Raw genomic sequence first — 18,230 nt, forward strand, 5'->3', positions numbered from 1 at the left:
TGGGGGTCCGGCGCCGCACCCCGCTGCTTCGCAGCGACCCTCCCCACAAGGGGGAGGGTAAACAAGAACCGGAGTGACGACTTGAAAGCCAAATTGGGCATGTCCCCCATCGCGTGGTGGAACGATGATCTTGCCGAACTCAGCGATGACGTGTCGCTGGAGGAGTGCCTGCGCCAGTCGCGTTCGGCCGGCTTCACCGGCATGGAAATGGGCCGGCGTTTTCCCAAGGACCCCGCTGTCATGCTGCCGATCCTGAAAGCGGCCGACGTGACGCTGTGCGGCGGCTGGTTCTCGGGCACGCTGGTCGATGAGGAGATGGGCAAGAACAAGGATCGCATCCAGCCGATGATCGACCTGTTCAAGGCGGTGAACGCGCCCTGCATCGTCTATGGCGAGGTCGGCCGCTCGATCCAGGGCGACCGCTCCAAGCCGCTCGCCACCAAGCCGAAACTGTCCGGCGACGAGATGAAGGCCTATGGCCGGCGCCTGACCGAGTTTGGCGAATGGTGCGCCGAACAGGGCATGCCGCTGTCCTACCATCACCACATGGCGGCGGTGGTCGAGACCGAGCCGGAGCTCGATGCCTTCATGCGCCATTCCGGCGAAGGCATTCCGCTGCTGCTCGATGCTGGCCACCTCGCCTTTGCCGGCGGCGACGTGCTGCGCGCCATCGACAACCACCACAAGCGCATCAACCATGTGCATGTCAAGGATGTGCGCATGGATGTGATCGACAGGCTCGACCGCACCAAGCAGTCCTTCCTCGACGCCGTGGCGCTCGGCGCCTTCACGGTGCCCGGCGATGGCTCGCTCGATTTCGGCGCCATCGTGCAACGCTTCGCCGACCATGGCTATGAAGGCTGGTTCGTGGTCGAGGCCGAGCAGGATCCAAAAAAGAACCCGCCGCTCAAGATGGCTGAGGTCGGCCACAAGGAGCTGATGCGGGTAATGACCGCCGCCGGCTACACGGTCGAAACCCAAGGCTTCCCCAATGCCTGATCGCGGTGGTTCTCGCTGAGCCAGGCTTGCTGTAGGTTGGCCCGATGAAAGATTCCGAGCACCCCTTCTTCCGGCCGCTGTGGCGGCGCGTCGCCGTCGTCGCGGTCTGCGTCATCTGGTCGATCATCGAGTTCGCCACCGGCACGCCGTTCTGGGGCGTCATCGCGCTCGGCTTCGCCGGCTACGGCGTCTGGCAGTTTTTTTATCTCTACAAGCCGGCGGACGAGGCGAAGCCTCCGGCCGAGGCCGAACCGAAGGAGTAATCGGATGTCGAAGCTGCTGGTGAAGGCCGAGAAGGGCCATGGCCGCGTCGCCCATGTGACGCCGAAAAGCGCCGGCTGGACCTATGTCGGTTTCGATCTGCATCGGCTGCAGCCCGGCGAAAGCGCCTCGGGCAAGACGGAGGATCGCGAAGTGTGCCTGGTGTTCGTCACCGGCAAGGGTATTGCTACAGCCGGCGGCAGGGATCTCGGCCTGCTCGGCGAGCGGATGTCGCCGTTCGAAGGCAAGCCGTGGTCGGTCTATGTTCCCGAGGGCTCGGACTGGTCGGTGACCTCAGATACCGAGCTGGAACTCGCGGTCTGCTCGGCGCCCGGCCTCGGCGGCGGCCTGCCGGTTCGAGTGATCGCGCCGGACGATCTCGGCCAGGAAGTGCGCGGCAAGGGCACCAACACGCGCTACGTCACCAACATCCTGCCGGAAGGCAAGCCGGCGGATTCGCTGCTGGTGGTCGAGGTCATCACGCCCGGCGGCCATACGTCGAGCTATCCGCCGCACAAGCATGACCAGGACAATCTGCCAGCCGAATCCTATCTCGAGGAGACCTATTACCATCGCCTCAACCCGCCGCAGGGCTTTGCCTTCCAGCGCGTCTACACCGACGCCGACAAGGATGGCCATCGCGCGCTCGACGAAGCGATGGCGATCGAGGATGGCGATGTCGTGCTGGTGCCCAAGGGCTATCACCCCTGCGCCGCCTGCCATGGCTACGACCTCTATTATCTCAACGTCATGGCCGGGCCGAAGCGGACGTGGAAATTCCACAACGCGCCCGAGCACGAATGGTTGATGAAGGCCTGACCGTTGTGCTTTTCCGGCTGAAGTTGTTGGTCCAGTTGGGAAAAATCGTCGGCTAAGGACCCGCGGGGTCGATTTGCCATCGAAAACCCGTCAAAGCTTCGTCAATCCGTCATGGAAATCACCTATGGCAGCGGGGCTGGTGCATGTCGCCCAAAAGTGCGCGGCGGTTTTGGGACAACGACATGCAAAAACAAAGATACTTGAAGCGCGTCGCAGCATCGCTCAAACGCGGCGCGCTTTAACGAGGATTTTCGATGCGCTACGCGATCTATTTCACCCCCCGGCAGGACGAACCGCTGGCGCGGATCGCCGCCAACTGGCTCGGTCGCGACCCGTTCGGCGCGGCGACAAGGTCGGTTGAGGCGGTTGCCGATTTGTCGGCGGCGGAAGTTGCATTCCACACTGCCTCGGCGCGCCGCTACGGCTTCCACGCGACGTTGAAAGCCCCCTTCCAGCTGGCTGCCAACGAGACGGAAGCCTCGCTGCGCGCGGCACTCGACCATTTCGCCGAGGCGACGCCTGTGGTGACGATCCCGCGCCTTGTCATCAGCCAGATCGACAGCTTCTTCGCACTGGTGCCGGAAGGACCGCTGCCCCCGCTCAACCGCTTCGCCGACGACGTGGTGCGCGATTTCGACCGGTTTCGCGCTGTTCTGACCGAGGCCGAGATCGAGCGGCGCAGCCCGGATTCGCTGAAGCCGGCAGAGTTCCGCAATCTCTGCCAATGGGGTTACCCCTATGTCTTCGAGGCATTCCGCTTCCACATGACGCTGTCTGGCCGGGCCGGGCCACAGGAAAGCCCACGTTTGCGCGCAGCAATAGACAGCCTGTTCGCGGATGTGCTGCGGCAGCCGGTGCTGGTCGACGCGCTGACGCTGTTTGTCGAAACCGAGCCAGGCGCGCCTTTCATGGTGCTTTCCCAGCACACGCTCGGACGCCGCACCGCCAGAAAAATCGCCTGAACAACCGGCGGAATAGCTCCCAGCCGGAATAGCCAAGGACTGCCTGAAATGACCGCCGAGACCGTTCTCCACAATGCCCGCATCGTGCTTGCCGACGAGATCGTCGAGGGTTCGCTGGTGCTGCGTGACGGCTTTATCGCCGGCATTGACGCTGGAACCAGCCAAACCGGCGGCAATATGGCCGGCGAGGACATGGGCGGCGACTATATCATTCCGGGGCTGGTCGAACTGCACACCGATCATCTCGAAGGCCATTACGCGCCGCGGCCAAAGGTGCGCTGGAACCCGATCGCGGCGGTGCTTGCCCATGACGCGCAGGTCGCGACCGCCGGCATCACCACCGTGCTCGACGCCTTGCGCGTCGGCATGGACGAGGACGCCGATCTCACCTCCACCGACATCCGCAAACTGGCCGACGCGATCGAGGACAGCGTGCGCGAGGACCGGCTGCGGGCCGACCATTTCATTCATCTGCGCTGCGAGGTTTCGGCGCCGGACTGCCTCAAGGCGTTCGCCAATTTCGATCAGGACGAACGGGTCAAGCTGGCATCGCTGATGGATCATGCCCCCGGCCAGCGGCAGTTCGTCAATCTCGAAACCTATGCCTACTATTACCAGCGCAAGCTGAAGCTGACCGACCGCGACTTCAAAGTGTTCTGCGAGAAAAGGATGGCGGAATCGGCGCGCAATTCGGCGCCGAACCGGGCGGTGATCGCCGCTGCTTGCCACGAGCGGGGCATCGTGCTCGCCAGCCATGACGACGCAACATCCGGCCATGTCGACGAGGCGATCGAGCAAGGCGTGCGGGTCGCTGAGTTCCCGACCACCGAGGAGGCGGCGCGTGCTTCGAAGGCCGCGGGGCTGGGCGTTCTGATGGGCGCGCCCAACGTCATGCGCGGCGCCTCGCATTCAGGCAATGTCTCGGCCCGCACGCTGGCCAGCGACGGTCTGCTCGATATCCTGTCATCAGACTACATCCCCTTCAGCCTGATCCAGTCCGCCTTCTTCCTCGGCGACGTGGTCGAAGGCATTTCGCTGCCGCAGGCGGTCGCCATGGTGTCGAAAAACCCGGCTGAAGCGGTTGGCCTCAACGACCGAGGTGTCATCGAACAGGGCCGCCGCGCCGATTTGGTGCGCGTGCGCGTCGACGACCATGTTCCGGTCGTCCGCACCGTTTGGCGGCAGGGACGCCGGGTCGCATGATGGTGTCGGCCTTGATCGAGCGTGAATTGTCGACTGAGACGTTTCCAATCCGCCATGGCGTGTTTGTCGCCGTCGTCGGACCGAGCGGTGCCGGCAAGGACACGGTGATCGGCTATGCCCGCGCGCTGTTTGCCGACGAGAGCCGGCTGGAGTTCGTCCGCCGCGTCATCACCAGGCCGAGCGATGCCGCGAGCGAGGATCACGACACGCTGGCCGACGCCGCCTTCGTCGAGGCCGAAGCCGACGGCGCCTTCGCCATCTCCTGGGAGGCGCATGGCTTGCGTTATGGCCTGCCTGCCGATGTCGACTGGTCGGTCGCCAATGGCCATGTTGCCGTCGCCAACGTATCGCGCGCGATCATTCCCACCTTGCGCGAGCGCTATGCCAATTTGGCCATTGTCGAGATCACCGCTTCGCCCGACGTGCTGGCCGAGCGGCTGGCGATGCGCGGCCGCGAGTCACGCGGCGAAGTGCTGGCGCGCCTGGCGCGCAGCGCCAATGTCACCCTGTCCGGTCCCGGCGTGACCTCGATCAACAACAGCGGCCCACGCGACGCGGCCGGCGAGCGCTTTGCCGAGCTGCTGCGCAAGGCGATGGCCTTTTCGGATATTTCGGGTCTGATCTAAGCGTCCATCCTGCTGCCGTATCGCGTGCGGCTCGACTGGGCCGAAGCGCCGCTGGTTGGCGCCTCGCTTGCTTTTTTGCCAGCGAGCGCTGTCCGGCGCTGAACGTATAGTGATCTGAACCCACGATTCCGAAGGTGGAAATGACCGCTAAAAAAGGTCATGGTCGAACGAGACACTACAGGACCCTTGATGCAGACGCTGACGCCCATCCTCTCGACGGTCACGGCGGCATTTCTAGCCTCCTTCGTCGAGGTCGTCGAAGCCTTCACCATCGTGCTTGCGGTCGGCGTGACGCGCAGCTGGCGCCCGGCGCTGACGGGCGCCGCGCTGGCGCTGGCGGTGCTGGCAGCGCTGGTGCTGGCGTTCGGACCGCTGCTGGCGCTGGTGCCGATCACCACGCTGCAATTCGCCGTCGGGGTGCTGCTGATCCTGTTCGGCATGCGCTGGCTGCGAAAGGCCATCCTGCGCAGCGTCGGCGTCATCGCGCTGCACGACGAGGACGCCGCCTTCTCCAAGGAAACCGCCGCGCTGCTCCAGCAGGCCAATGACCGCCGCGCCGACTATCTCGCCGGGCTGGCCTCGTTCAAGGCTGTGCTGCTAGAGGGCGTCGAGGTGGTGTTCATCGTCATCGCCGTCGGCGCGGCCCATGGGCAGACGCTTTACGCCAGCCTGGGCGCGCTGGCGGCCTTCGTCGTGGTGATGCTTGTCGGCCTGGCGGTCCACAGGCCGCTGGCGCGGGTGCCGGAGAATGCGCTCAAATTCGTGGTCGGGCTGATGCTGACCAGCTTCGGCATCTTCTGGACAGGCGAGGGCATCGGCGCAGACTGGCCGGGCGCCGACCTCGCCCTGCTCGCCATCTTCGCCATCGTAGCGCTCGCGTCCTTTGCCATGGTGCGCTGGCTGCGCAGCACCTATCCCGCGCCCGCTGGAGGGCTCGCCCGATGAACGCCATCCGTCTTGTCGCCAAGGAATTCTTCGGCATGTTCGTCGATGACGGCAATCTGGCGCTGCTGGCGCTGGTGCTGGTGGTCGCCGTCGCGGCGGCGGTGAAGCTGCTGTCACTGCCGCCGCTGCTCGGCGGCGCGCTGCTGCTGGCCGGCTGTCTCGCCATCCTGCTGCAAAGCGTTCGCCGGGCCGCACGCCAGACCGGTCGATAGCGGTTGCCAAGTATCGTTCCGCTACCGGAACAATGTTTCAATCGAGAAAGGCGTGGATCGTTTCGGCCGCGCAGGCTGAGGGTCAGCCCTTGAACGCCGGCAAGGTCAGGCCCTTGACGCCGACGTCGAGCGCGAACAATCCACCCGGATTTTTCTGCCTGACGAAATGACTGGCCGGGCGCCTGAGCACGGCCGAGGTGACATAGAGGATGTCGAGGTCCTTGCCGCCGAATTCGCAGCAGGTCGGCAGGTCGGTCGGCAGCCGCACGGTCTGCATCAGCTCGCCGTCCGGATCGTAGCGACAGACATTGCCGGTCACCGGGATCGTCACCCAGTAACAGCCTTCTGCATCGACGGTGGCGCCATCGGCGACGCCGCCGGTCGCCGTCATGTCGATGAAGGTGCGGCGGTTCTCGATGTCGCCGGTGGCGGGATCGAAATCATAGGCCCATACCGCGCCGGCATGGCTGTCGGAGAAGTACATGGTCTTCGAATCCGGGCTCCAGGCCAGACCGTTCGAGCAGCCGATGCCGTCGATCATCTTGTGGACCGAAAGGTCGGGATCGAGCCTATAGAGCGCACCGATGAATTCGATCGGCTGGCCCGGCACCTCGAACATGGTGCCCGACCAGAACCGCCCCTGGCGATCCGGCTTGCCGTCGTTGAAGCGGGTTTTTGGCATATCGGCTTCCGGGTCGACGATCGCTTCGAACCTGCCGGTCGCCGGGTCGAAGAAATGGAAACCGTTGGTCATGGTCAGCACAAGGCCGCCTTTCTCACGCAGGCCGAGGCAGCCGAGATATTCCGGTGTCTCGAAGACCTCGTCCTTGCCGGTCGCCGGATCGTAGCGGTGGATCAGCTTCTTCCAGATGTCGATCCACCACAGCACGCCGGCCTTGGGATCCCAGAGCGTGCCTTCGCCGAGCTCTGCCCTGGCATCGACGACACAAGAAATTTTGACCATGGTCAGCTCTCCCTTCTGCGCAGCTTGCCGCCGAGACCGGCAAAGGTTTCGCTGCCGATCGACACGGTGAGCAGGATGACCGCGCCATAGACGATGAGCAACGCCCCGCTCGACAGGTTCAGCGCCGGCAGCAGGCCGGTGAGGATGGTCAGCACCAGGGCACCGGCGACGGTGCCGAGATAATGGCCGCTGCCGCCGAGGATCGAGGCGCCGCCGATGGCGACCGCGGCGATCGAAGTGAACAGATAGGCGTCGCCCATGCCGAGATAGGCCTGGCCGGAATAGCCGGTCAAAAGCATGCCGGCGAAGGCGGCGGTGAGGCCCGATATGACATAGGTCAAGATGGTGGTGCGCGCCGTCGGCACGCCGGAGAATTCGGCGACCGTGGCGCTGGTGCCGAGCGCATAGAGATGGCGGCCGAACGCCGCCTTGGAGAGCAGCAGCGTCGCCACCAGCGTCAGCGCCAGCCAGATCAGCGCGATGACCGGGAAGCCGCCGATGCGGCCGACCGAGAGGAACTGGATCAAGGCCGGTGCCGAGGGCGTCGGCGAGCCGCCGGTCAGCACCAGGATCAGGCCTTGCAGGATGACATTGGTCGCCAGCGTCATGATGATCGGCGGCACGCCGAACCGGGCGACGCCGACGCCGTTGATCAGGCCGATGAACGCGCCGCCGGCGAGCAGCAGCGGCATGACCCAGACCAGCGGCAGATCCTGGCCGCCGCAGAGCAGCGCCATGATGATGGCGGCGGAATTCAGCACCCAGGGTACCGACAGATCGATACCGCCGCCGATGATGACGAAGGTCTGGCCGAGCGCGACGATGCCGACGAAGGCGGCCAGCACGACGGTCGAGCGCATGTTGGACACCGAGAGGAAGCCCGGCGAGAACAAAGCCGTGACCAGGAGCAGCACGAGCATGCCGGCATAGGCGAGCACGATGAGACGGTTGCGGGCGAGAAAGGCGCTCATTGGACACGGTTCCTTGCGGCCTTTTCGGCGACGGAGCTGGCCAGCACCGAGAGCAGCAGGATGATGCCGGACGCGACCGGCTGCCAGTAGCTCGACACATGCAGGACGAAGACAAGATTGCCGATGAGGGTGAGCACGAAGGCGCCGATCAGCGTGCCGGCGAGGTGGCCGCGGCCGCCGAACAGGCTGACGCCGCCGATGACCGCCGCTGCCACCGACGGGAGGATATAGTCCTTGCCGATGGTCGGCGAGCCGGCGCCGGTCTGCGTCACCAGGAACAGCGCCGCGCCCGCCGCGAACAGGCCGGAGAGGCCGTAGGTGACGAGGTTGACCCTTGTGATCGAAACACCGGACAGGAAGGCCGATTTCTCGTTGGAGCCTGTCGCCTGGATGGCGATGCCGACGCGCGTCGCGCGAAACCACCACCAGACCACGAGCAGCGCCAGCAGCATCCAGACCGGGCTGGTCAGGCCGACGAGTTGTGCGGAGGCGAAGCCGACCCACCAGGAGGGAACGCTGCCGCCATCGGTCGGCAGGATGATCATGGCGACGCCGTTGAGGATCGACCAGGTGGCGAGGGTCACAAGGAAGGGCTGCAGCTTGAGCAGCGAGATCAGCAGGCCGTTGAGCGCGCCGATCAGGAACCCGAGCGCCAGGATGACCAGCGACCAGAGTGCCACGGTCGACGGATCATCGGTGAAGCGCGTCGCGGCGATCACCGTGCCGATGCTGATCATGCCGCCGATCGACAGGTCGATGCCGCCGCGCACCAGCACGATCGTCTGGCCGGTTGCCGCCAGCATCAGCGTCATCGCCGCGGCCGTGTCGAGGTTGAGTTCGTCCAGCGAAAAGACGCCGGACTGCAGGCTGCCATAGATGGCGATGATCAAGGCCAGCATCAGGCAGGCGACAAGGAACGGCGCGCGGTCGAGCAGACGGCCGCGCCAGTCGATGCCGGGCCTCGTCGATTTCTTTTCGGCAGGTCGTTGCGCCATCCCGACAGTTTGCTCCGCGGACATCACCATGCCTCAAGCCGCCTCGCTTTCAAGCATGGCGGCGCGCAAAATGCCCGCCTCCGAGATGCGGTCGCCTTCGAGCGTCGCCGCGATGCGGCCATTTCGCATCACCAGCACCCGGTCGGCGACATGGACCAGTTCCGGCATGTCGCTGGAATGGAACAGGATCGCGTAGCCCTTGGCCGCGAGGTCGCGCATCAGCTGAAAAATCTCGCCCTTGGTGCCGACATCGACGCCGCGTGTCGGATCGTACAGCAACAAAACGCGCGCCTGCGTGAGCAGCATCTTGCCGAAGATCACCTTCTGCTGGTTGCCGCCCGAGAGCGTGCCTGCAAGCTGTTCCGGCGTGCCGGCCTTGATGCGCAGGAAATCGACCATTTCCTTGACCAGAGCGGCTTCCTTTTGCCGGCTGAGCAAGCCGTTTTCGGTGAAGCGCCTGATGACGGAAAGTGTCAGGTTCTCGCGCACGCTCTTGGTCAGCAGCAGGCCCTGCCCGCGCCGGTCCTCCGGCACAAGGGCGATGCCATCCTTGCCGGTCAGCGCCTGGCGCGGATTGCCGATCGAGGTGGGCTTGCCCCAGAGCTCGATGGCGCCGGTCGCCCTGGTGGCGCCGAACAGCGCCTGGAACAGTTCGCGCTGGCCGTGGCCTTGCAGGCCGCCGACCCCCAGCACCTCGCCTTCGCGCAGTGCGAAGTCGACGCCGGTGAGCCGGCTGCCGCTGGACAAATTGCTGACCCTCAGCGCAATGAGATCTGTCGCTGTGGACACGCGCTCCGGATACAGCCGGTCGAGATGCCGGCCGATCATCTGGGTGACGATCTCGTTGTCCGACACGGCATTGGCCTCGTGCGCGGCCACGGTGCTGCCATTGCGGAAGATGGTCAACCGATCGGCAATGGCACGCACCTCGGCCATGCGATGCGAGATGAAGATGACCAACCTTCCCTCGGTCGCCAATTGCCGCGTCAGCTTGAGCAGCCACTCCGCCTCCCGCGCGGGCAGCGCCGAGGTCGCTTCGTCGAGGATCAGGATGCGCGGGTCCTTGGCCAGGCCCTTGGCGATCTCGACGATCTGCCGTTCGGCCAGTGTCAGCCGCCGCAATTCCTGGTCTGGGCGCAATGCCGGAAAACTGTATTTGTCGAGCAGCGCCAGCGTCTTGCGGCGCATCTCTGCGCGATTGACGGTGCGCAGCAAGGTCCGTGGCTCGTGGCGGAACCAGATGTTCTGTTCGACGCTGAGATCTGGGATCAGCGACAATTCCTGGAAGACGGCGGCGATACCGAGCGCCTGGGCCGCATCCGGATTGGCCGGGCGATAGTCCTGGCCATCGACCAGGATCGAGCCGCCATCATGCTGGACCGCGCCCGACAGTATCTGGATGAAGGTGCTCTTGCCCGCGCCATTCTCGCCGAGCAGCGCGTGCACCTCGCCGGCGCAGGCACTGAATGTCGCCTCGCTCAGGGCGACGATACCGCCATAGCGTTTGGACAGGCCTTTGACGGTGACGAGGTCCATGAATGCGCCTTCGAAAGCTCTCCCGACACCTTGCGATGCCGGGAGACAGGATCGTGGTGTCAGAGTTTACTTGGTACCGGCGGCTTCCGCAGCAGTGATCTCGACCCAGTCCGGCGTGATCGGCAGCGTCAAGCCGGGCGCCTGGTCGGGGAACGCATTCTCGCCAATCGCGATCTTGATCATCTTGGTGCCAGGGTAAAGTTTGGACTCGAAGGGATCGGTGGTGACGAAATCACCCTTGACCGAGACGGAGCGCTCGGCCGGCCTCTTGCCGGTGTCGAGGATGTCGACCGCGAGCTTGATCGCTTCCGACGAGAGATAGGCCGGATTGGAGCCAAGGATGCATTTGGCGCCTTGCGTCTGCGCGCAGGTGACGGCCGCGACATTGTAGGAGAAGCCGACGACCGGGACGATCGGGCGGCCGGCGTCCTTCAGCGCCTGGATGGCGCCCGAACCGTAGCCTTGCGTCATGATGCCGTCGATCTTCGGATTGGCGGCAAGCAGGGCGGCCACACCAGATTGTTCCGGTCCGAGCGCATAGTTGCCGTTGTAGTAGCCGACGATCTTGATGTCGGGATATTTGGCCAGCACCTTCTCATAGCCTTGCTGCAGCTGCGCCGAGATCGGCGCGCCAGCGAGGCCACGGTCGAGGATGATGTTGCCCTTGCCGCCAAGCTGCGTCGCCATCCATTCGGCCATCACAGAGGGGATGCGATCCCAGTCCGAGGCGACGGCAAAAGCGCAGGGTTCGGTCACCACCTGGTCGAAGCTGATGACGACGATGCCGGCGTCGCAGGCCTTCTTGATGGTCGGATTCAAGGCCGAGTCCGAACCGGCATCGACAAGGATGGCGGCCGGCTTCTGGCGGATGATGTTGTTCAGCGAATTGATCTGCGCCTGGACGGTGTTCTCGACATTCTCGATCTTGAGGTCGACGCGGCCCTTCAGCGGCCCCTTGTTCACCGAAACGGTGGCGACACGCTCCATCTGCTGGCGCCAGTCATTGCCGACGAAATTGTTCGAGAGATAGATGGTGTAAGGCTTCTTGTCCTCGGCATGGCCCGGTGCCGTGCCGATGGCGATCGCGGACAAAGCGAGGCTTGCCAATCCGGCACAAATTGTCGTCAGTTTCATGGTCTCTCCTCCTTCGTGTTTCCTGCATCAGCCGGTGACGGACTTCGCCATCTTGATGGATGCTGCAGCCAAATTGATACCGGTACCAATGCGCCTTGTCAATTTAAGCCAAGGCGCATTGGAGAGGCCTGGAGCGACCATTTCGTCACCCACAAGCCAGCATCGTCACTTCGATCCGGCGGCCTCGGCCGGGGTGATTTCCACCCAGTCGGGGCTGACCGGAAGAAACAGGCCCGGAGCCATTTCCGGAAAGGCGTTCTTGCCCACCTCGATGTTCTGCATGGCCGCATCGGGGTACAATTCCGAGGGGACCGGGTCGGTGGTCAGGAAGGCATTGCGCAGCAGGATCTTCTTCTGCGCCGGTTTCTTGCCGTCGAGTATCTCCACCGCGAGCTTCAAGGCCTCGGCCGACAGATAGGCCGGATTGGGTGCAAGGATGCACTGGGCTCCTTTCGTCTGGGCGCAGGTCGTCGTCGTCAGGTTGAAGGGGCTGCCGGTGATGGGAACGATCGGGCGACCGGCATCCTGCAGCGCCTTGATCGCCCCGGCGCCGTAGCCCTGGACGAATATGGCGTCGACTTGCGGATGCGCCGCCAGCAGGCTGGCGACGCCGGCCTGCTCAGGCCCCAGCGCGTAGTCGCCGTTGAAATAGCCGACCACTTCGATGGCCGGATATTTCTTGATGACGTCTTCGAAACCACCTTGCAGCTGGGCGGAGATCGGCGCGCCGGCAAGCCCACGGTCGACGAGGATCTTGCCCTTGCCGCCGAGTTTCTTGACCAGCCATTCAGCCTCCACGCGTGGCGCGCGGCCCCAGTCGGACTCCATCGTGTAGGCGCAGGGCGCGCTGACGATCTGATCGAAGGCGATGACGACAATGCCGGCATTGCAAGCCTTCTCGATCGTCGGGTTGAGGGCTTCGCCAGAGCCCGCATCGATGACGATAGCGTTGGGCTTGTTGCGAATGATGTTGTTGAGGGAATTGATCTGGGCCTGGACCGTGGTCTCGACCACCTCGACCTTGAGGTCGACGCGACCGGCAAGCGGCGGCTTCTTGACCGCGATGTCGGCGCTGCGCAGCATCTGCTGGCGCCAGTCGTTGCCGACGAAATTGTTGGACAAATAGATGGTATAGGGCTTCTTGTCCTGTGCATTGGCCGGCACGGCATCGAACGACAGCAAAGTCGCCGCGACCGCCGCAAGGCCGGCAAAAAATGCTCCTGCTTTCATGATTTCCTCCTCCCGTGTTTGGTGTCGGCCTATCGAATGCCTTCGAGGCACACCCCCTTATGGACAGACCTTGTTCGCGTGCATGCCGTCACATTGGAATCGCCGCGCACTTCATGCACAGCGGCAAATGCTCGACATCGGATGGGGGCCACGCATTCACGTTCGATCGCGGTTTCGGCGCGGCCTTCATCTCAGCTATGATGCTATTATAATTTTATAAAACTGTCCATGGCCGAGGCAGGGAAATCCGCGCGCGACACTCTTGCCGGCCGGGCCGGGCGATCGGGCTCAGGCCAGGTCGTTCGGCGCGTCGTAGCTGATGCTGAAGAGATCGGCCGGATGTCGCGCGATGGTGAATTCGATGCTCTGCTGATCGGCCGACTGATAGAGCATCTCCACGCTGAGAACCGCGCTGCCAAGGGCTATGCCGAGGTCTTCCGCGATGGCCTCATCGGCGATCTCGGCGCGGACTGTGACATGGGCCACGTCCAGGCGCAGGCCGAGATGCCGTTGCACCGAACGAAAGATCAGCACGTCGGAGAAATCATCCCGCTTCAGCTTCGCTCCGACGGAGGGCGGGAAATAGCTGGTGATCTGAGCCTTCTTCTGCTCGCCCACCGACAGGATGCCGCGCAGGCAATAGCCCGCCTCGTCCTTGCCCATGCCGAAATGGCGCTGGAGCACGGGCGAAACCTCCTTGCGATAGGATTTCACCGACAGCTGCGCGTCCTTGGTGAAGGCCGCCATGTCGGCAAAATTCTTGAACTTCCAGCTCAGATTGACCGATGGATTGCGCGCCACGACCACGGCAGGCTTGGCCGAGCGCTTCCGGATCAGCCCGTCGGCTTCGAGATCGCGCAGCGCCTGGCGCACGGTGATGAGGCTGACACCGAAATGCTCGGCGATGGTCGCTTCCTTCGGCAGTTCGCCGCCGACGGGAAAGGTGCCGTTGCCGATCGGCTCGCGCAATATATCGGCGAGCTGGCGGTAAAGCGGCCCGTTGGCACGGCCAAGTGTGCGCTTGGGAAGACTGTCGATGGTGGGAACGGAGTGATCCATGTGCCTCGTCGCGCCTGTGTCGAAGCTTTTATAATAGCTTCCTGCGCTTGAGGCTAGGCAGGGCTGGCGGTCATGAACCGTTCAGACGAAAAGCCGGAGTGGGTTTTCAATCGCCGACTTCAGTGCCGAAAGCCATGTGGCCGCGATTGCCTCGTCAATGCTTCCCGCATCCGTAGTGAGCAGGCACTCGGCGTGAATGCCTGGTGCGTCGAGCGACACGGTCAAGCGCATGGCGCGGCCTGGCAGAAGCGGCATCATGACCGGCCTGACGTCGCTTGCCGGCAGCACCCGCAGGGACAATGGGGCGGGCCTTTCCGCATCGTCACGGCTGTCGGCCAAGGCAGCGAGCCGCGTTGCGCGCAGCGATGTCAGAGACGTTTCGGGGATCATGGCGAACACGGCTTGCCGGCCCGCCAGCTCCAGCGCAACGGATGTGTCACCGGGCTTGGCGGCGTCCGGTATCCCGGCAAATGCTCGACCGGCCGCGCACAGCAGCACGTCGTCAATATCGAACACCCTCCCAGAACCCTCAAGCGCCGCCAGCAGGTCTTGCAGTGCGCCGAGCGCAACGGACGTTGCAAAGGCAGCGATCCGGGACGCGGCAATGGAAGGCGCTGCCGCAGGGGCGGCGCCATCAGGCGTGGCAACCGGAACGTAGCCGATGATATCGGCAGCGAGGATGCGGCCGCCGGGGCCGCTGCCGCGAAGCGCTTCGAGCGGCAGTGCACGCTCGCGCGCCAGGCGGCGGGCGTATGGGGAAGCCGCAACACGCCTTACCTGTGCGTTCATTTCAGATACTCTGAATTGACGCAGTTGGTCAGCCGTCCTTCGGCAAGATAAGCGTGCACGACCTCAATCGATTTCAGCCGGAGATCGCGCATCGAAGCCGGGCTGTAGAAGGCGGCGTGCGGTGTGACGATCAGGCGATTGGCGATCCACGGCTCGCGGCGCCGCCATGCCGCCAGCAGCGGATGATCGAGATCGCCGGGTTCGCTTGGCAGGACGTCGAGCCCCGCGCCGGTGACGGTACCCTTGCGCATCGCTGCTTCCAGCGCGTCGAGATCGACGATCGGGCCGCGCGCGGTGTTGATCAGCACAAGGCCGGGTTTGGCCGCCGCGAAGGCAGCGGCGCCGAGCAGCTTGCGGGTTTCCTCGCTCAGCGGCGCGTGGACGCTGACCACATCCGCCCGCCCCATAAGCTCGTTCAGCGAATGAACGCGTTCATAGCCGGTCGACAGGTCGACGCCGGATAGGAGATGCGGGTCGTAAAACACCACGTTCATGTCGAAGGCGGCGGCGCGGCGGGCGGTGGCGAGCCCGATGCGGCCGAGCCCGACAATGCCGAAGGTGGCGCCCTTGTGCCTCCGCACCAGCGGCGCCTTGGAGAAATGCCAGCCTTCGGCGCCATGGCCGGAAAGCTCGGCGTCATAGGCCGAGGTGCCGCGGGTCAGCGCCAGCATCAGGCCAATGGCGTGGTCGGCGACTTCGGTGGTGCCGTAGTCCGGCACGTTGCAGGCCGGGATCTTGCGCGCGCCCCAGCCCGATGTGTCGATATTGTCGAAGCCGACGCCGGAGCGCACCGCGATGCGTGCCTTGGGAAAGGCCGACGGAGCGGCGGCGACATTGTGGGTGGGCGAATAGTTGATGACGGCATCGACTGTCTTGCAAACGATCGGGTCGAGCGAGGCTGCCTTGTCGTTGGTCGAGCGGGCGAGGATGAACTCGATGTCGGGATAATGCTCGCGTTCGAGTTCTGCCTCGTCGGCGGCTTGCCAGTTGGCGCACAGGATCTTCATGCTTGCCCTTCGGATTTCATCTTGCATGATGGTCTACTTCTTGATGCCGCCAATGCGGCCGCCCATCGGCACGACGGCGCCGACCGGCTGATCGATCGCGCTCAATGTCCCGTTGATCGGCGCCTCGATCTCGACCACGGCCTTGTCGGTCTCGATCTCGGCGATCAGCTCGCCTTCCCTGACCGCGTCACCGACCGCCTTCAGCCATTTGACGACGGTGCCTTCGCTGACGGTGAGGTCGCCAAATGGCATTGTTATCGGCTCGTCGCCGCCTGCAGAGAGCGTGGCGGGCGCTGGTGCGGCGGGCTGTGGCTTGGCCGGAGCCGATGCCGACTTAGCCGGCGCAGAGCTTTTCAGACCAACGGTGTACCAGTGATCGGGCACCGGTGGCTTGCCCGATATGACCTCGCGCACGCCTTGCGCGATGCGCGCGGCATCGACCAGCATGGCGCGCTCCAGCACCGGTGCGAACGGGTGCGAGGTCGGCGCGGTGTGCAGCCTGCCGGGCGGCGCGTCGAGCTCGTCGAAGGCGAGTTCGTTGATCGCCTGCGCGATCTCGCCGCCCAGGCCGCACATCGCCCAGGCTTCGTCGACGACGAGCAGGCGGTGGGTTTTCCGGACGCTGGCAACGATGGTGTCGATGTCGAGCGGCATGATGGTGCGCGGGTCGATCACCTCACTTTCAATGCCTTCGGCGGCCAAAGCTTCGGCGGCCTCAAGCGCGCGCTGCACCATCTGGCCGGCGGCGACGATGGTGATATCCGTTCCCGCCCTTGCGATCCGCGCGACGCCGAATGGCACATAATGTTCGCCAACCGGCACCTCGCCCTTGGAGGCGAACAGCGCCTTCGGTTCGAGCATGATGACGGGATCGCCGGCCCTGAGCGCCGTCTTCATCAGCCCCTTGGCATCGGCCGGGGTCGAAGGCACGCAGACGACGAGGCCCGGCATATGGGCGAAGACCGGATGGTAGATGCCGCTGTGATGCGGGCCGGAGCTGCGCAGCGCGCCAGCGCCGACGCGCACCACCATCGGCGCACTCATCAGTCCGCTGGTCATGTAGCGCAGCTTTGCTGCCTGCAGGAAGAGCTGGCCGGCGGTCTCGAAGACGAAGTCGGCGAACATCAGGTCCGAGACGGTGCGCGCGCCGGTGGCCGAGGCGCCGACGGCGGCGGCGGTAAAGCCCTGTTCGGAGATCGGCGTATCGACCATGCGATCGGCGCCGAATTCCTGCCAGAGGTTTTTGGTATGGGCAAAACTGCCGCCGCGCTCGCCGCTGCCTTCGCCGAAATAGAGGATCGCCGGATCGGCGCGCATTTCCTCGGCGATGCCGTCGCGCACGGCTTCGAGCCAGCCTTGCGTGCGGGTCTCGCCGACGGCGCGCGGCTGCAAGGCGGCCGGCGGGTTGATCGGATCGGCAAAGACATGCAGGCGCACCGTGGCCGGATCGGGCTCGGGTGAGTTGCGGGCGAAGGCCAAAGCCTGCTCGACCACCGTCTCGATCCGCGCCTCGATCGCCGCCAGCGCCTCGGCGTCGGCGACCCCGTAGTCCTCGATCAGTTTGTTGCGGAACATGTCGATCGGATCGCGCTTGATCCAAGCGTCGAGTTCCTCCTGCGTGCGGTAGTTGCCGATGACAGGATCGCCCTCGTGGTGACCGACGGTGCGGTAGGTCTTGGCCTCGATCAGCGTCGGGCCCTTGCCGGAACGGGCGCGTTCGGTCGCTTCCTTCATGGCCAGCCAGACGGCGAAGACGTCGTTGCCGTCGACGGCAACGCCGGGCATGCCGTAGGAGGCGGCTTTGGTTGATATCTCTGGATTGAGCGTGATCGATTTCAGTGGCGTCGCGGTGGCATAGAGATTGTTCTCGCAGACGAACACCGCCGGCGCACGCTGCACGGCAGCGAAGTTGAGCGCCTCGTGGAAGCCGCCATGGTTGGCGGCGCCGTCACCGAAGAAGGCGACGCCGATGTCGTCGCGGCCCTGCTGGCGGGCGCCCATGCCGATGCCGACGGCGTGGCCGATACCGGCGGCAACGATGCCATTGGTGCCGAACAGGCCGACGGAGCGGTCATAGAGATGCATGGTGCCGCCGCGGCCGCCGCAGATGCCGTCGGCCTTGCCGAACAACTCGGCCATCACCCGTCCCGGATCCGCGCCCTTGGCCAACGCATGACCGTGGCCGCGGTGGGTCGAGGTGACCCAGTCGGTCGGTCTGAGATGCGCGCAGACGCCAACGCCCGTCGCCTCCTCGCCGATATAGAGATGCAGGAAGCCGGGCGTTTCGCCCTTGCGGCAGGCGATCTGGGCCATGCTTTCGAAGCGGCGCAACAGCACCATGCGTTCGAACAGGTCGAGCAGAACCTGCTTGTCGGGCAGGTTTGGAGCGCTCTTGAAATCGTCGCGCGCACGCGCCGCAGACATTGCCACCAAAGCCTCCCTGAATCCGCCTGACGCCAGGCGACGGAGCGCCGGCGGCGAGCTTGTTGGTCGCTCGCTTTGGCCGATAATAGATTAT

18 protein-coding genes are annotated in these 18,230 nt (G+C 64.6%); 8 read left to right on the plus strand and 10 right to left on the minus strand.

Translation table 11 applies throughout. From position 1 onward, the window contains the following. Window positions 1–81 precede the first annotated feature (81 nt). The 8 genes from iolE to JT360_RS03600 all read left to right on the plus strand — a co-directional run bounded on the left by iolE (window position 82) and on the right by JT360_RS03600 (window position 6,027). On the plus strand, window positions 82–999 hold the full coding sequence (gene iolE, locus JT360_RS03565) for a myo-inosose-2 dehydratase (protein WP_214470174.1): 918 nt from the start codon (window positions 82–84) through the stop codon (window positions 997–999). A gap of 44 nt (window positions 1,000–1,043) precedes the next feature. Further along, window positions 1,044–1,262, plus strand: a complete 219-nt coding sequence (locus JT360_RS03570) for a DUF3329 domain-containing protein (RefSeq protein ID WP_214470175.1) — start codon at window positions 1,044–1,046, stop codon at window positions 1,260–1,262. A gap of 4 nt (window positions 1,263–1,266) precedes the next feature. Next, entirely contained in the window at window positions 1,267–2,079 is an 813-nt protein-coding gene (gene iolB / locus JT360_RS03575) for a 5-deoxy-glucuronate isomerase (RefSeq protein WP_214470176.1), read from the plus strand. 254 nt (window positions 2,080–2,333) lie between these two features. After that, window positions 2,334–3,041, plus strand: a complete 708-nt coding sequence (locus JT360_RS03580) for a DUF1045 domain-containing protein (protein ID WP_214470177.1) — start codon at window positions 2,334–2,336, stop codon at window positions 3,039–3,041. A gap of 48 nt (window positions 3,042–3,089) precedes the next feature. Beyond that, complete coding sequence (locus JT360_RS03585) at window positions 3,090–4,244, plus strand: alpha-D-ribose 1-methylphosphonate 5-triphosphate diphosphatase (RefSeq protein WP_214470178.1); 1,155 nt, start codon at window positions 3,090–3,092, stop codon at window positions 4,242–4,244. Then, the gene (phnN, locus tag JT360_RS03590) at window positions 4,241–4,870 is read left to right on the plus strand and encodes a phosphonate metabolism protein/1,5-bisphosphokinase (PRPP-forming) PhnN (protein WP_214470179.1); all 630 of its coding nucleotides are present in this window, start codon (window positions 4,241–4,243) and stop codon (window positions 4,868–4,870) included. The genes JT360_RS03585 and phnN overlap by 4 nt, the downstream gene beginning before the upstream one ends. 189 nt (window positions 4,871–5,059) lie before the next feature. Then, window positions 5,060–5,815, plus strand: a complete 756-nt coding sequence (locus JT360_RS03595; protein ID WP_214470180.1) for a COG4280 domain-containing protein — start codon at window positions 5,060–5,062, stop codon at window positions 5,813–5,815. After that, complete coding sequence (locus JT360_RS03600) at window positions 5,812–6,027, plus strand: hypothetical protein (RefSeq protein WP_214470181.1); 216 nt, start codon at window positions 5,812–5,814, stop codon at window positions 6,025–6,027. Before JT360_RS03595 ends, JT360_RS03600 begins: the two co-directional genes overlap by 4 nt. An 82-nt stretch (window positions 6,028–6,109) precedes the next feature. On the opposite strand, the gene JT360_RS03605 is transcribed toward JT360_RS03600, so the two are convergent. The 10 genes from JT360_RS03605 to JT360_RS03650 form a co-directional block, all read right to left on the minus strand. After that, window positions 6,110–6,991, minus strand: a complete 882-nt coding sequence (locus JT360_RS03605) for an SMP-30/gluconolactonase/LRE family protein (RefSeq protein ID WP_214470182.1) — start codon at window positions 6,989–6,991, stop codon at window positions 6,110–6,112. Window positions 6,992–6,993: 2 nt separating this feature from the next. Next, window positions 6,994–7,962: an ABC transporter permease gene (locus JT360_RS03610; RefSeq protein WP_214470183.1), complete on the minus strand. Its 969-nt coding sequence runs from the start codon at window positions 7,960–7,962 to the stop codon at window positions 6,994–6,996. Continuing rightward, window positions 7,959–8,957, minus strand: coding sequence for an ABC transporter permease (locus tag JT360_RS03615; RefSeq protein ID WP_250888596.1), 999 nt, complete (start codon window positions 8,955–8,957; stop codon window positions 7,959–7,961). The genes JT360_RS03610 and JT360_RS03615 overlap by 4 nt, the downstream gene beginning before the upstream one ends. 33 nt (window positions 8,958–8,990) lie before the next feature. Beyond that, on the minus strand, window positions 8,991–10,493 hold the full coding sequence (locus JT360_RS03620; RefSeq protein WP_214470185.1) for a sugar ABC transporter ATP-binding protein: 1,503 nt from the start codon (window positions 10,491–10,493) through the stop codon (window positions 8,991–8,993). 66 nt (window positions 10,494–10,559) lie between these two features. Further along, window positions 10,560–11,627, minus strand: coding sequence for a substrate-binding domain-containing protein (locus JT360_RS03625; protein WP_214470186.1), 1,068 nt, complete (start codon window positions 11,625–11,627; stop codon window positions 10,560–10,562). A 165-nt stretch (window positions 11,628–11,792) separates the two neighbouring features. After that, window positions 11,793–12,857: a sugar ABC transporter substrate-binding protein gene (locus JT360_RS03630; protein WP_214470187.1), complete on the minus strand. Its 1,065-nt coding sequence runs from the start codon at window positions 12,855–12,857 to the stop codon at window positions 11,793–11,795. Window positions 12,858–13,145: 288 nt separating this feature from the next. Then, window positions 13,146–13,916, minus strand: a complete 771-nt coding sequence (locus JT360_RS03635; RefSeq protein ID WP_214470188.1) for a GntR family transcriptional regulator — start codon at window positions 13,914–13,916, stop codon at window positions 13,146–13,148. An 81-nt stretch (window positions 13,917–13,997) separates the two neighbouring features. Continuing rightward, window positions 13,998–14,705, minus strand: coding sequence for an E3 binding domain-containing protein (locus JT360_RS03640; RefSeq protein ID WP_214470189.1), 708 nt, complete (start codon window positions 14,703–14,705; stop codon window positions 13,998–14,000). After that, window positions 14,702–15,712, minus strand: coding sequence for a C-terminal binding protein (locus JT360_RS03645; protein WP_214470190.1), 1,011 nt, complete (start codon window positions 15,710–15,712; stop codon window positions 14,702–14,704). The genes JT360_RS03640 and JT360_RS03645 overlap by 4 nt, the downstream gene beginning before the upstream one ends. A gap of 33 nt (window positions 15,713–15,745) precedes the next feature. After that, complete coding sequence (locus tag JT360_RS03650) at window positions 15,746–18,136, minus strand: thiamine pyrophosphate-dependent enzyme (RefSeq protein ID WP_250888597.1); 2,391 nt, start codon at window positions 18,134–18,136, stop codon at window positions 15,746–15,748. Between the last annotated feature and the right edge of the window lie 94 nt (window positions 18,137–18,230).

Origin of the sequence: Mesorhizobium sp. dw_380 (genome assembly GCF_018588885.1) — a bacterium.
Lineage (GTDB): Bacteria > Pseudomonadota > Alphaproteobacteria > Rhizobiales > Rhizobiaceae > Mesorhizobium.